This is a genomic window from Campylobacter insulaenigrae NCTC 12927 (assembly GCF_000816185.1).
Lineage (GTDB): Bacteria > Campylobacterota > Campylobacteria > Campylobacterales > Campylobacteraceae > Campylobacter_D > Campylobacter_D insulaenigrae.
The window spans coordinates 1,384,884-1,398,243 of record NZ_CP007770.1; the positions used below are offsets into that span (position 1 = coordinate 1,384,884).

Sequence of the window (13,360 nt, forward strand, 5' to 3'; positions counted from 1 at the left end):
TACAATAATAACCAAGCAAGTATTAAATTTTATTTATATGCTTTCTTTAAATTATTTATATTAGTACTAGTATTAACTAAAAGTGCATCAGCCATAACAATACTAGCCATAGCATTTACAATAACACTCCCTCTAATTCCAACACAAGGATCATGCCTACCTTGTAATTTACAAATTGTATTTTTGCCCCAAATAGTTTGAGTTTGTTGAGGTAAAAATATAGAAGGGGTAGGCTTAAAAAAAGTTCTAAATTCTATGAAATTTCCATTCGAAATTCCACCTAAAATTCCTCCATTGTGATTGCTTAAAAATTTATCATCTTTTATAAAATCATTATTTTGACTACCAAACATATAGCTACTTTTACAACCTTCACCAAATTCTATAGCCTTAACTGCATTTATTCCTATAATTGCATGTGCTAACTTAGAATCAAGTTTATCATATATAGGTTCTCCTAAATTTTTAAAAGGATTTTTTATCCTAGTAAAAACTCTTGCACCTACACTATCTTTTGCTTTTTTAGCTTTTAAAATTTCTTCTTTAAAAACTTGTTCTAATTCCTTATCTAAGGTATAAATTTCACTATTTAAAGCATAATCAAAATCATATTGATGACTATCTAAAGCGCTTTCAATTTTTCCCACTCCATAAATTCCACTCATAACATGAATATCAAATTCTCTTAAAAGCATATTTGCTACAGCACCCGCTGCAACTCTTGCTACACTTTCTCTTGCACTAGATCTTCCACCGCCCCTATAATCTCTGATACCATATTTATGAAAATAAGTATAATCAGCGTGTCCTGGACGAAATAAATCTTTTATATTTTCATAATCTTTTGAATGTTGATTCTCATTAAAAACAACTATAGCTATTGGAGTTCCGGTTGTATAACCCTCAAAAACACCACTTAAAATTTGAGCCTTATCTTCTTCTTTGCGTGGAGTAGAAAATTTATTTTTTCCAGGTTTTCTTTTATCCAACTCTTTTTGTAAAAATTCCTCATCAAATTTAATTCCAGCAGGCATACCATCTATAATACATCCAACTGCTTTCCCATGAGATTCACCAAAACTTGTAAATTTAAATTTAGTTCCAAAAGTATTCATAATTTTCCTAATTTTTCTAAAGCAATTTTTGCACATTGTTGCTGAGCTTCTTTTTTACTACTTGCTATTGATCTTGCAAATTCTACACCTTGAATTTTTACAGCTATTTCAAATTGTTTCTTATGATCGGGTCCAAAAGCTTTTATTACAATGTATTCAGGAGTTGATGCCATATCAGCTTGTGTTATTTCTTGAAGCTTAGTCTTATAATCGCTAAATAAACTTTGAGTATCAATATGAGGATAAACTTCTTCTAGTAATTTTAAGGCTATTTGTTTAGTTTTTTCAAAACCAATTTCCAAATATAATGCTCCAATTAAAGCTTCAAAAGCATCTGATAGTATAGAAGATTTATTTCTTCCTTCATTGTTTTCCTCTGCAGCAGACATAAAAATATATGTTCCAAGCTCAAGTTTTTCCGCTAAATGAGTAAAAGACTTTTCATTCACCAATGCTGCTCTTAATCTTGAAAGATTTCCTTCTGAATCTTGTTTAAATTTAAAAAATAAAAATTCTCCAACCACCAAATCCATTACCGCATCACCTAAAAATTCTAATCTTTCGTTATTGTAAGGCTTTTTGTAACTTTTATGCGTAAGAGCTTCAATTAATAAATTTTCATCTTTAAAATAATAATTCAAACGTTCTTGAAGTTTTTTAAACATTTTTAGACCTTTCTTTTTGCAACTCCAAAGCAGCATTTCTTGCCAACATATCACAACGCTCGTTAAATTCATGTCCATTATGTGCTTTTATCCAAATAGCAACAATCTTATGTATTTTTGAAATTGCAAGGTATTCTTGCCATAAATCGGTATTTTTTTTATTTTTAAAATCCTTTTTAATCCATTCTTTTAGCCACTCATTAATACTTTGAACCATCAATTTAGAATCAGTATATAATTTTATATCGCAAGGTTCTCTCAAAGCCTTTAAAGCCTGTATAATGGCCATCAATTCCATACGATTATTTGTTGTATTCTCACAAGCACCACTATTTTCTTTTTTGTGATCTTTGTAACTTAGTATATAAGCCCACCCACCAAATCCAGGGTTATTTAAACACGAACCATCAGTATAAATTTCAATACTTTTCAAGTTTTAACCTCATAATAAATTTTACAAGTATTAAATTCGTAACATACTGGACAATGATAAAAAAATAAAGGAGATTGATTTTTACAATTATCGCAAATATAAGTAAAAGAAAGTTTTGCTCTTACTCCATTATCATTTAAAATTTTTAATATCTTAAATTTTTCATTACTCAATTTAATAGGACTCGTTTCAATGTTTTTAGCATAAAAAAATTCATGATATTTAGAATCTTTAATATTAAAACTTTCATCGAAATTCTCTAGCAAATCAATAATATTTTCAAATTTAGGCATGTTATCCATACTATCTTTATCATAGGAAAAACAAAGCCTTAAAACACTTTCATTATCTTTGGATAAAGCTAAAATATTACGAATTTTTTCTTCTTTATTTTTTGAACTTGCTTGAATTTTTAAAGCTTTAATCAAAGCTTTTTCTTGATAGATATTTTCTCCAAGTTCAAACAAGCACTCTAAAACCTCTAAAACTTTATCGTATTGTTTTAATTTTAAATACACTATTTTTAAGAGTTTTAAACTTTCTTTATTGCGAGATCTTATTTTTAAAGCATTAAGTAAAGATTCTACGCTACGTTCTAAAAATCCAGCTTTTAAATATACTTTTGCTAAAGAAAAAAATATATATTCTTTTTGATTTGCTTCATTTGTTTTTTGCAATGCGATTAAATAAATTCCAACAGCTTTTTCAAATTCTCCACTTTTAGTAAAAATTTCAGCTAAAAAATTTAAATTTTCTATACTTAAATTAGCGTTCTTTAAGAGCTCTTGATGAGTTGAATTAATTTCAAATTTCTTAACAAAACGATCTAATTTATTTTTTTGATCTTTATTGGCAAAAAAACACCAAATATAATGCGAGCTAGCTATAGTAAAGACCAATATAGTCAAAACAATAAGTCCAAACAAAGGATCTCTATATTCTACAAAGAAAAAATCCATCTAACCACAACTTTAAGTTTTAAATTTATAACAATTATAGCTAAATGCTTATATAATTTTCTTTAAGGTATAAAAATGATAGAACAAGCAAGTATAGAACAACTTTTACAAAAAACAGATATTGTTGATATTATAGCTCATTATATTGAAGTAAAAAAACAAGGCTCAAGCTATGTTTGTAAATGTCCTTTCCATGATGATAAAAATCCTAGCATGCATATTAATTCTATAAAGGGTTTTTATCATTGTTTTGCTTGCAAAGCAGGTGGAAATGTCTTTAAATTTGTAATGGATTATGAAAAACTAAATTTCATTGAAGCAGTTGAAAAAGTTGCTTCATGGAGTAACTTTTCACTCAATTATACTTCACAAAAACAAGATAATCAAAAATCTATTATGCATATTTTGCCAAGTCTTAATGTATTTTATAAACAAAATTTATCTAAAAATAAAGAAATGTTGTCATATCTTTACAAAAGAGGTCTTAATGATGATGATATTAGAAAATTCGAATTAGGCTATGCTCCTAGCTCAAACGAAACATTAAGATTATTACAAAATGAGCAAATAAACACCAATGATGCTTTAGAAGTTGGCATAATCAAAAAAAATGAAAACGGATTATATGCAAGTTTTATTAATCGCATTACTTTTAGTATTTATGATCACAAAAATTTATTAGTAGGCTTTGGTGGAAGAACTCTAGATGAAAATAATATGGCAAAATATGTTAATTCTCCACAAAATAAATTGTTTGATAAATCAAGAATTTTTTATGCACTCAATCTCGCTAAAGATGAAATTTACAAACAAAAAGAAATGATAATTTGTGAAGGGTACATGGATGCTATTGCTTTACATAAAGCTGGATTTAAAAATTCGGTAGCAGTTTTAGGAACTGCTTTAGGAGAAAATCATATTCCTTTAATCAAGAGATTACAAGCAAGAGTTATTTTGTGTTTTGATAATGATAATGCTGGATTACAAGCTGCTATCCGTTCAGCATATTTACTAAGCTTAGCAAAAATTGATGGTAAAGTCGTTTTACTTGAAGGTGGAAAAGATCCAGCTGAACTTGTAGCAAATCATCAAGAAAAATTATTATTTTCTATATTAGAAAAAGGTGTGGAATTGTGCGAATTTTATTTAAGAAATTTAATTGCGAATTTTGATTTAAATTCGATTTTTAATAAACAAAAAGCCTTAGAAGAAGTACAAAAATATACATTTTTATTAGAACCTCTAATTGCAAATTCTTATGTTAATTTAGTTGCAAATTTATTAGGAGTAAATTCTCAAGATATCAAACTTTCAAAAATAAATAAATCTAAAACTTTTACTACTAATTTATTCCCTAAAAAGCAAATTCTAATTAATAATATCAGCGAATTAGAATTACTAAAATTTCTACATGAAAATCCTAAATCAATACAAATTTTTAATAATATAAGTTCTAAAGAATATTTTATACATCAAGAAATTATTGAAGCTATTTTAGAAAATAAAAACTTTGAAAATTCAAGTATTAGAGAATTATACGAATATGAAAATATAAAAAAATTAAATAATTTTGAAGAATTTTTATATGCAATCTGTAAAATTAATTTAGCTTTTTTTAATAGATCAAAAAATCTAAATCTTACTCAAGCTTTAAAAAAACAAATTTTTAATATCTTAAATCAAAACCTAGAAAAAATTAAAAAAATTTGTAAAGATAATACTATTTTTACCTCTCATCTAAATGAGATTTTACAGACTATACAAACTTTAAACAATGAACATGAATTAGAGGTTTTTCTTGTAAATTTACAACAAAGTATTAAAAAAAAACATCTACTTTGCTTACATATTGATAGTGATTTTTTCTAAATTTAAAAAATAAATTAAATTTTTTAAAATAAAATTATAAAAAAATTGAAAGGAATAAATGAAAGCATTGGCACTTTTTAGCGGCGGTCTTGACTCTATGCTCGCTATAAAATTAATAACTTCACAAGGAATAGAAGTAAAAGCTCTTAATATAAATATAGGATTTGGCGGAACAAGCGATAAAAGTGAAATTATGGCTAAACGGGCTGCAATGGCTGGAGCTAGCTTTGAAATGATAGATGTAAGAAATGCTTACCTACAAGAAGTTTTATTTAATCCACAATATGGCTATGGAAAGCATTTTAATCCCTGTATTGATTGTCATGCTTTTATGTTTAAAACTGCTCTTTCTATGTTAAAAGATGAAAATGCAAGCTTTATCATCACAGGAGAAGTAGTAGGTCAACGTCCTATGAGCCAAAGAAACGATGCTATGGCCAAAGTAAAAAAATTAGCTTCAGATGAAGAAGATTTAATTTTACGTCCTATGTGTGCAAAAAATTTACCTATAACAAAGCCTGAACGAGAAGGTTGGGTAGATAGAATTAAATTAGAAAATATTAGTGGTAGAAGCAGAAAAAGGCAACTTGAACTTGCTGCAAAATTTGGATTTGAAGATTTTGAAAGTCCTGGCGGGGGTTGCTTATTAACACTTGAAAGCTTTTCTAATAAAATAAGAGATTTTATAAAATTTGATAAAGATATGCAAGTTAATGACGCACAATTATTAAAATATGGTCGCCACTTAAGACTTCCAAATGGTTCTAAGATGATTGTTGGAAGAAATGAACTAGAAAACCGATTCTTAAAAGAATTGAAAACTGATAAATATGAGGAATTGAAATTATTTGATTTAGTAGGAGCTTATTCTTTAGTTGATAAAAAGATAAACAATGAAGATTTAAATTTAGCTTTAAGTATAGCACTAACATATGCAAAAACTCAAACAAATATTTGTTACAACATAGGTTTTAAAGATAAAATATTTCAAAGTATGGCTTTTGATAATAAAGATAAGATTCAAGAATTTTTTATAAATTAATGCCTTTAATAATATTTATTTAAATTTTTGCTTATTTTAATTCACTATTATGTAACCAATAAAGTATATTATAATTACAGATAAAAAATTGTAAAGGAGATAAAATGATAAAAAAAATAGCTGCCATCTTAGCTATTCTAGGATTTTCAAATTTTATATATGCAGATGGAATATATGGAACAATTGTAAATGTAGATGATACAACAAAAACAATTTTAGTGGATACAACCTATGGACAAAAAGTAAATATGAAAATATTACCAAACACAGAAATAGATATGGATAATTGTGGGTTTCTTGGCATGGATAAACATGGTACTTTTAAAGATTTAACAATAGGAACTTTTATAGAAGCTGAAATTTTTCAAGGTTATATGCAAAACAACACTCAAGATCAACCACAAAATATGACCATTAAGAAAATTGAAATAGATTGCAAAAAAAGAGCTTATTGAGTTTTTAAATGCAAAACAATTCTACAAAACATCTTGTGAGACTTTTCTTATTTTTGATTTTACTTATAAATACGGCTTTTGCGTACAAAGATCAAGGAATTTTACAAAATGTTTCAAGGAATTCCATCAGTTTAAAAACTAATTCAAACGATAATCTTATAGTAATCATCCTACCACAAACACAGATCGAAATTTATGCTTGTGGTATTTTTGGTAGCAATAAAAAATTAGCAGGAATTAAAGATTTAAGATTAGGTAGTCTTGTCAAAATTAATGCAAATAAAAATGAAAATATAATCGTAGCCGATAAAGTCTTAGTCGAGTGTGATGATAAAAGACGAGCTTATTAAGTCAAAAGCTCTTCTTTTTGTTCAGTATTTATTTTTTCTATATAAAGACTTTGAGATGGAAAAGCAAAGCTTAATTCATTTTTATCTACAATTTTCATAATTTCAAGTAAAATGCGTTGTCTAGCTTCCCTAAAGCCAGCTGCATCTACTGCCTTGGTATAAAAATATACCTCTATATCAATAGAACTTGCACCAAAACCACTTACTGCAACATAAGTATTATTTTTATAGCCTTCTAAATCATTTACAGAAACTAAATTTTCTCTATATTTAGCTCTTGATCCACCAAGTTTCAATGCACTATCATCTACTTGAGCTATTAATGGGCTAGTAGCAAGCAAATATCTAATATCATCTACAAGTTGTTCTAATTGATGTGGCTTGGCATCATATGTCACACCCACATATATTTTCACATGACGGCCAATTTTTCTTTTACTCCAATTTTTGATATTAGCCCCCATAATAGTTGAATTTGGCAAAAACACTAAAGAATTATCAAATGTTCTAATAGTAGTCTTTCTAAGACCTATTTCTACTATAGTACCTTCTACTCCAGAAATTTCAACCCAATCACCTTGATTAAAACTATTATCAAACAATAAAAGCACAGATGCAAAAAAATTCGCAATTATATCTTTAGCTGCCAATGCAACCGCTAAACCACCTATACCTAAAGATGCAATCAGTGCTGAAATATTAAAACCCAAATGTGCCAAAACAAACAATGTGGCTATGACGATGATAATAAAATATAAAATTTTGATAATTAAATTAACAACTTCTCTTTTGCCACTTTTTTCAGCTAATTTAGATATGACTACCATACCATAACTGTCAAAAATACTAATTACAATCCAAGCACTCAAGATAGCATATACTATGTACAATGCATTACTTATTCTTATATCAACTGGAGCTGGATAATAAACAATAGTAAAACAAATTCCTATAGCATATATTAACAAAAACCACCCTATGGGATTTTGTAATTTTGCAAGAAAATGTGTTTTTAATTCCACATTTGCTAAATTTTGTCTAAATAATTTCATCAAAATAAAAGATAAAATTTTAGCAAGATAAAATTTCAAAGAATAAAAAAATACAACAACCAAAATTGAAATAACAATCTTTCCAACATTAACTTTTTCGATGGAAGTCTTGTGATTAATATAATTAATCGCATTTTGCAAACCAAGCTCATTAAACAAAAAATTAGTTTCTAATAATTTTGCATTATTTCTTAGATAAAGTAAAATCTCATTGTATGATTTAATCGTAGTTTTTAGATTCTCTTCTTTTTCTTCTAAAACTTTAATTTTTTCTATATCATTTATCTTTTCCTTTTCTAGTAAAAAATTAAATTTTATATCTTCTTTCAAAAGCTCTATCGCATTATCTACAATAGAACGAATTTTACTACTTTGAGCCCCTTGTATAAAAATTTTTTCAAGCTCAAAAATACAAAAATAAAAATGCTCTGAAGCAACTAGATTTATTAATTTTACTCTACTATCTATATACTCAAAATATTGTTTTTTTGCTTGAGCATACTCTACTTTTTTTTCCAAATTATTTTTTGTATTCAAAAATGCTTCAACTTCTTTTTCATCGACTTTTTGTGAAATCATCCTTAAAGGAATTTGAGTTAGTATATCTTGTTTTTGTTTTTCTATTTCTCTTATATTATCTTGATAATCACTAGTATTATTATCTGATCCATTAAAACTTTCTAACACAAAATTTAATTCTATATAATTTTGAACCAAATAAAAGATGCTATTTTTATCTATCTTAGTTTCATTATTTTCTTGAGCATTTGTAAAGCTAATACAGCAACAAAATAATATAAAAATAAATATTTTTTTCATGGACGCCTCTCTTGAATTAAAACAAAATTTTCAAAATTAAAATCATATTCGTAAATTTCACCTGTCTCGATAATATAATACCATGCATGAATTTCTATTTCTTTATTATTTAATGCTTCTTCAATACCTGGATAAGTAAGTAAATTTTGTAAAGAATTAACTAAATTCATCTTTTCAGTCATCCAAGCTCTCATAGCTCTATCATTTTGAGCTATTTTCAATACTTTATTTTTAATAGGCTCTAATAAAGTAAGCCATTTTTTTACATTAGGCATACATTTTAAATCATCCACATCAGCATATAAAGCTGCACATCCCCCACAATTACTGTGACCGCAAACAATAATATTTCTAATGTGTAAAGAATTAAATGCATATTCAATTGCTGAAGTAGTAGCTAAAAAATCATCTCCTATCCTATAAGGTGGCACTATATTACCAATATTTCTTATTACAAAAAGCTCACCAGGTCCTGTATTGGTAATTAAATTAGGTATTACTCTTGAATCAGCACAACCAATAAATAACGTATGAGGATTTTGATTATTTTTTAAACTTTCAAATAATTGTGCATGCTCTTTAAAATCTTCTTGCATAAATTTCAAAGCACCATCGATTAAATCTTTCAAAAATTTCCTTTAACATATCATTGTAAAATTATACTTAATATTAGCACTTTTTCAAAATAATGCAGATCCTGTTTTTATTTATCTTAATCTTTCATTTATCTTTTTTTTGTAAATTTAAGATCTTTAAAATAAATTTAAAATATTTGGAGGAATTTTATGAGTCTTTACGATAGAGATTACTCAAACTCTAAAACTCAAGAATTTGAAGGTTATACTGGAAGTGATTTAAGTATTTTTATAAAACAAACCTATCAACTTTTTGCCGCTTCTTTACTAGCTGCAACCGCTGGAGCTTATGTTGGAATTTATGCATTAGCAGGCCTTTTTATACAATCACAAGCAACTTTTTGGATTTTATTTATTGTTGAATTAGGATTATTATTTGCTTTACAATGGAAAAAAAGAGAAGCTCCTTTAAATTTAATTTTGCTTTTTGGATTTACTTTTTGTTCTGGATTGACTTTAACGCCACTTTTATATTCAGTATTAGCTATACCTGCTGGAGCTAGCATTATAGCACAAGCATTTGCACTTACCACTGTTTCATTTGGTGCTCTAAGTATATTTGCAATGAATACAAAAAAAGATTTCACCGTAATGGGTAAAATGCTGTTTGTGGCATTAATCGTTATTGTCGTAGCTTCTTTAATTAATATATTTTTTCAAAGCTCTATTTTAAGTTTGGCTATTTCAGGAATCGGTGCGATTTTGTTTTCATTCTACATTCTCTATGATACTCAAAACATTATAAAAGGAAATTACGAAACACCTATCGAAGGTGCTGTTGCACTTTATCTTGATTTTATCAATCTTTTTATATCTCTTCTTAATATTTTAAGAAGCTTTAATAGCAGATAAAAATTTACGAGAGTAACTCTCGTAAATTTCTTTTTTTTCTTTCAAGTTTATATCAAGCTTTTTAAGTTAAAATAACTTTTTTTGTATATTATCAAGGAATATCAATGATTACTCTTTTAATTTTCTTACAATTTGCAATTGTTATTATTATTTGTATTGCAGTTTTACTTCAAAAAAGCTCAAGCATAGGACTTGGTGCATATAGTGGAAGCAATGAAAGTTTATTTGGTGCTAAAGGGCCAGCTGGATTTTTAGCAAAATTTACTTTTATTATGGGATTGTTATTAATAGCGAATACGGTAGCTTTAAGCTATATGTATAATAATGCCAATTCGAATTCTTTAGCTGAAAAAGCTGAGCAAATTCTACCAAAAATACCTGAATCAAACACTACTATTCCTAACGCGCCGATGATGGAAACTAATACTAGTAAATAAAGGAAAAAATATGCTAAACGAAATCTATACTAAACAAAAACAACACTCAGATAAAAGTTTAGAAAATTTAAGAAAAGATTTTACCACAATAAGGACTGGCAAAGTAAATATTAATATACTTGATCATGTTCACGTAGATTATTATGGAAACGCGACTCCACTGAATCAAGTGGCAACAGTTTTAGCAACTGATGCTTCTACCATCAGCATTACTCCTTGGGAAAAACCTATGTTAAAAACTATAGAAAGTGCTATTGCGGCAGCAAACATAGGTGTAAATCCAAACAATGATGGAGAAAGTATAAAATTATTTTTTCCTCCTATGACGAGAGAACAAAGAGAAGAAAATGCTAAAAATGCTAAAGCTATGGGTGAAAAAGCTAAAGTAGCCATAAGAAATATTAGAAAAGATGCTAATGATTCTGTAAAAAAACTTGAAAAAGATAAAACTATTTCAGAAGATGAAGCTAAAAAAGCTTATGATGAAGTTCAAAAATTAACCGATAATTACACTGCCAAAGTAGACGAATTAGTAAAAAATAAAGAAGTAGAATTACTAAAGGTTTGATATGAATTTAGAGCAAATTTATAAAGATTGTGGAGCATACTTACAAGGTCATTTTTTACTTAGTTCTGGAAAACACTCTGAATTTTATCTCCAGAGTGCTAAAGTTTTAGAAAGTCCAAAACTTGCTGGAAAATTATGCGATGAATTAGCTAAGATAATCACAAACTACAATATTGAATTTGATAGCATTTGTTCTCCAGCACTTGGTGGAATTTTAGCTGGCTATGAATTAGCAAGAGCTTGCAACAAACGCTTTATTTTCACAGAGCGCGTTGATGGCATAATGACTCTTAGACGCGGATTTGAAATTCAAAAAGATGAAAAATTTATTGTGTGCGAAGATATTATAACAACAGGTGGTTCAGCACTTGAAAGCGCTAAAATCATAGAAAAACTGGGAGGGAAAGTAGTCGCTTTTGCAGCATTGGCAAATCGTGGTTTTTGTTCGGTCAAAAATTTGAATAATCCAAGATTAGATACTGCTAAATTACCAGAAAATTTACCACTTTTTACCTTGGGTAATTTTGACTTTGAAATCTATGAAGCAAATATTTGTCCTCTTTGTAAAAATGGTAGTCAAGCTATTAAACCGGGTAGTCGTGGCAATTAAAAATCATAATGAAAACAAAGGCAAAATTAGCATCTCGTTTTTTACGTTTTAAAGCTTTTTTGATAGATATTTTTTTATTATATGTGCCAATCTTATATTTATTTTATTTTATTTTAGGTTCCAAAGAAGCTTTTTTAAATAATCAGTTCATCGTTTTTTTTTGCTCTTTTGTATTTGGTCTTATTCAAGCTATATTTTTAGCTAAAAAAGCTCAAAGTCCTGGATTTAAAGCCTATGATTTATATTTAATCAATATAAAAACAGGAAAAAAATTAAATTTTTTTCAAATAATATTTAGATATATTATTTTTATAGTCAGTTTTGGTTTGCTCATAGGATTTATTGTGAGCTTTTTAAGAAAAGATACTTTAGCACTACATGATGTATTAAGTCAAAGTATTATTGTTGTAAGGATAAAAAATGAATAGAAAAAGAATTTATAACCCTCAATCAAATGAAAGTTTAAACGACAGAAAAGTATTTAATGGAAATCCCCATGGGATTTTAAATTTCACTAAGGCAAAATACACTTGGGCTTTAAAACTTTGGGATTTAATGGAAGCTAATACATGGTTTCCAAAAGAAGTAGATACCACCAAAGATGCCCTTGATTATCGCTGTAATCTTACATCAGCTGAAAAAAGAATGTATGATTTAGTATGGTCACAACTTATTTCTATGGATAGTTTTCAAACTAATAATTTAGCAGACAACATCAACCCTTATATCACCGCACCTGAAATTAATGCTGTTTTAGCACGACAAGCTTATGAAGAAGCAAATCATTCAAAATCGTATGCAGTAATGGTTGAAGCCATTTGCGAAAATACTGATTTAATCTATGAAATGGAAAAACATGATGAAACCTTGCGAGAAAAAAATGATTTTATTTCTAGTATTTATGAAGAATTAGCTGGAGAAGTAAATGATGATAAGCTTTTACTAGCTATGGTAGCAAATCAAATTTTAGAAGGGGTATATTTTTATAGTGGTTTTACTGCGATTTATGCCCTTGCTCGTGCGGGAAAAATGCTAGGTTCAGCACAAATGATACGATTTATTCAAAGAGATGAAATAACCCATTTGCTACTTTTTCAAAATATGATTAATTCGGTTCGTAAAGAAAGACCTGATTTATTTCACGAAGCAAATATAAATAAAATATACGATATGTTTAAAAAAGCTGGAGAGCTTGAAATCAAATGGGGTAAATATATCACACAAAATCAGATTATGGGCTTTACAGATGATATCATAGAAGAATACATTCATTATCTTGTAGATCAAAGACTTATAGCTATTAATTTAGATAAAATTTACAATGCACAACATCCTATTAAATGGGTAGACGATTTTTCTAAATTTAACGACCAAAAAAGCAATTTCTTCGAGAGTAAAGTAACAAATTACTCAAAAGGAAGTTTAAGTTTTGATGACTTTTAGTCTCAAAACTTAAAACCATTATACAAATTTATAATATTTTTTTATTCTTTATTAAT

General features: G+C 27.6%; 16 protein-coding genes. 10 read left to right on the forward strand and 6 right to left on the reverse strand.

Going from position 1 to position 13,360, the window contains the following annotated elements; translation table 11 throughout:
• Positions 1–29 precede the first annotated feature (29 nt).
• Genes aroC through CINS_RS07160 form a run of 4 tightly spaced genes read right to left on the reverse strand, consistent with a single transcriptional unit; the run spans position 30 to position 3,172 of the window.
• Positions 30–1,115, reverse strand: a complete 1,086-nt coding sequence (gene aroC / locus CINS_RS07145) for a chorismate synthase (protein WP_039651101.1) — start codon at positions 1,113–1,115, stop codon at positions 30–32.
• Positions 1,112–1,816, reverse strand: a complete 705-nt coding sequence (gene rnc, locus CINS_RS07150) for a ribonuclease III (protein WP_052251992.1) — start codon at positions 1,814–1,816, stop codon at positions 1,112–1,114. The genes aroC and rnc overlap by 4 nt, the downstream gene beginning before the upstream one ends.
• Positions 1,773–2,213, reverse strand: a complete 441-nt coding sequence (gene rnhA, locus CINS_RS07155; RefSeq protein ID WP_039651106.1) for a ribonuclease HI — start codon at positions 2,211–2,213, stop codon at positions 1,773–1,775. The genes rnc and rnhA overlap by 44 nt, the downstream gene beginning before the upstream one ends.
• Positions 2,210–3,172, reverse strand: a complete 963-nt coding sequence (locus CINS_RS07160) for a hypothetical protein (protein ID WP_039651108.1) — start codon at positions 3,170–3,172, stop codon at positions 2,210–2,212. The genes rnhA and CINS_RS07160 overlap by 4 nt, the downstream gene beginning before the upstream one ends.
• A gap of 75 nt (positions 3,173–3,247) precedes the next feature.
• Between CINS_RS07160 and dnaG the strand changes: the two genes are divergently transcribed.
• The 4 genes from dnaG (at position 3,248) to CINS_RS07180 (ending at position 6,888) form a co-directional block, all read left to right on the forward strand.
• Positions 3,248–5,041: a DNA primase gene (dnaG, locus tag CINS_RS07165; RefSeq protein ID WP_039651110.1), complete on the forward strand. Its 1,794-nt coding sequence runs from the start codon at positions 3,248–3,250 to the stop codon at positions 5,039–5,041.
• 58 nt (positions 5,042–5,099) lie between these two features.
• Complete coding sequence (locus CINS_RS07170; RefSeq protein ID WP_039651113.1) at positions 5,100–6,083, forward strand: MnmA/TRMU family protein; 984 nt, start codon at positions 5,100–5,102, stop codon at positions 6,081–6,083.
• A 104-nt stretch (positions 6,084–6,187) separates the two neighbouring features.
• The gene (locus CINS_RS07175; RefSeq protein ID WP_069107218.1) at positions 6,188–6,538 is read left to right on the forward strand and encodes a hypothetical protein; all 351 of its coding nucleotides are present in this window, start codon (positions 6,188–6,190) and stop codon (positions 6,536–6,538) included.
• 8 nt (positions 6,539–6,546) lie between these two features.
• Entirely contained in the window at positions 6,547–6,888 is a 342-nt protein-coding gene (locus CINS_RS07180; protein WP_039651115.1) for a hypothetical protein, read from the forward strand.
• Here the strand turns inward: CINS_RS07180 and CINS_RS07185 are convergent.
• Complete coding sequence (locus CINS_RS07185) at positions 6,885–8,759, reverse strand: mechanosensitive ion channel family protein (protein ID WP_039651118.1); 1,875 nt, start codon at positions 8,757–8,759, stop codon at positions 6,885–6,887. The genes CINS_RS07180 and CINS_RS07185 overlap by 4 nt on opposite strands.
• Positions 8,756–9,388 carry a carbonic anhydrase beta gene (locus tag CINS_RS07190; protein ID WP_039651120.1) on the reverse strand — a complete coding sequence of 211 codons (633 nt, stop codon included), beginning with the start codon at positions 9,386–9,388 and terminating at the stop codon, positions 8,756–8,758. The genes CINS_RS07185 and CINS_RS07190 overlap by 4 nt, the downstream gene beginning before the upstream one ends.
• A gap of 156 nt (positions 9,389–9,544) precedes the next feature.
• On the opposite strand from CINS_RS07190, the gene CINS_RS07195 reads away from it, so the two are divergent.
• The 6 genes from CINS_RS07195 (at position 9,545) to CINS_RS07220 (ending at position 13,304) form a co-directional block, all read left to right on the forward strand.
• The gene (locus tag CINS_RS07195) at positions 9,545–10,246 is read left to right on the forward strand and encodes a Bax inhibitor-1/YccA family protein (RefSeq protein WP_039651121.1); all 702 of its coding nucleotides are present in this window, start codon (positions 9,545–9,547) and stop codon (positions 10,244–10,246) included.
• A gap of 104 nt (positions 10,247–10,350) precedes the next feature.
• Entirely contained in the window at positions 10,351–10,683 is a 333-nt protein-coding gene (gene secG / locus CINS_RS07200; RefSeq protein ID WP_039651123.1) for a preprotein translocase subunit SecG, read from the forward strand.
• Positions 10,684–10,693: 10 nt separating this feature from the next.
• A complete protein-coding gene (gene frr, locus CINS_RS07205; RefSeq protein ID WP_039651125.1) occupies positions 10,694–11,251 on the forward strand; it encodes a ribosome recycling factor in 558 nt (185 codons plus the stop codon).
• 1 nt (position 11,252) lies between these two features.
• Complete coding sequence (gene pyrE / locus CINS_RS07210; RefSeq protein ID WP_039651127.1) at positions 11,253–11,861, forward strand: orotate phosphoribosyltransferase; 609 nt, start codon at positions 11,253–11,255, stop codon at positions 11,859–11,861.
• A gap of 8 nt (positions 11,862–11,869) precedes the next feature.
• Positions 11,870–12,289, forward strand: coding sequence for an RDD family protein (locus tag CINS_RS07215; protein ID WP_039651130.1), 420 nt, complete (start codon positions 11,870–11,872; stop codon positions 12,287–12,289).
• Positions 12,282–13,304: an aerobic ribonucleoside-diphosphate reductase Ia, B2 protein subunit NrdB gene (locus tag CINS_RS07220; protein WP_039651133.1), complete on the forward strand. Its 1,023-nt coding sequence runs from the start codon at positions 12,282–12,284 to the stop codon at positions 13,302–13,304. The genes CINS_RS07215 and CINS_RS07220 overlap by 8 nt, the downstream gene beginning before the upstream one ends.
• The last annotated feature ends 56 nt before the right edge of the window (positions 13,305–13,360 follow it).

Bases quoted from the DNA above. Each gene is read 5' to 3' on its own strand.
- aroC (WP_039651101.1), bottom strand. From the start codon at position 1,115: ATGAATACTTTTGGAACTAAATTTAAATTTACAAGTTTTGGTGAATCT.
- rnc (WP_052251992.1), bottom strand. From the start codon at position 1,816: ATGCTGCTTTGGAGTTGCAAAAAGAAAGGTCTAAAAATGTTTAAAAAA.
- CINS_RS07160 (WP_039651108.1), bottom strand. From the start codon at position 3,172: ATGGATTTTTTCTTTGTAGAATATAGAGATCCTTTGTTTGGACTTATT.
- dnaG (WP_039651110.1), top strand. From the start codon at position 3,248: ATGATAGAACAAGCAAGTATAGAACAACTTTTACAAAAAACAGATATT.
- CINS_RS07170 (WP_039651113.1), top strand. From the start codon at position 5,100: ATGAAAGCATTGGCACTTTTTAGCGGCGGTCTTGACTCTATGCTCGCT.
- CINS_RS07175 (WP_069107218.1), top strand. From the start codon at position 6,188: ATGATAAAAAAAATAGCTGCCATCTTAGCTATTCTAGGATTTTCAAAT.
- CINS_RS07180 (WP_039651115.1), top strand. From the start codon at position 6,547: ATGCAAAACAATTCTACAAAACATCTTGTGAGACTTTTCTTATTTTTG.
- CINS_RS07185 (WP_039651118.1), bottom strand. From the start codon at position 8,759: ATGAAAAAAATATTTATTTTTATATTATTTTGTTGCTGTATTAGCTTT.
- CINS_RS07195 (WP_039651121.1), top strand. From the start codon at position 9,545: ATGAGTCTTTACGATAGAGATTACTCAAACTCTAAAACTCAAGAATTT.
- secG (WP_039651123.1), top strand. From the start codon at position 10,351: ATGATTACTCTTTTAATTTTCTTACAATTTGCAATTGTTATTATTATT.
- frr (WP_039651125.1), top strand. From the start codon at position 10,694: ATGCTAAACGAAATCTATACTAAACAAAAACAACACTCAGATAAAAGT.
- pyrE (WP_039651127.1), top strand. From the start codon at position 11,253: ATGAATTTAGAGCAAATTTATAAAGATTGTGGAGCATACTTACAAGGT.
- CINS_RS07215 (WP_039651130.1), top strand. From the start codon at position 11,870: ATGAAAACAAAGGCAAAATTAGCATCTCGTTTTTTACGTTTTAAAGCT.
- CINS_RS07220 (WP_039651133.1), top strand. From the start codon at position 12,282: ATGAATAGAAAAAGAATTTATAACCCTCAATCAAATGAAAGTTTAAAC.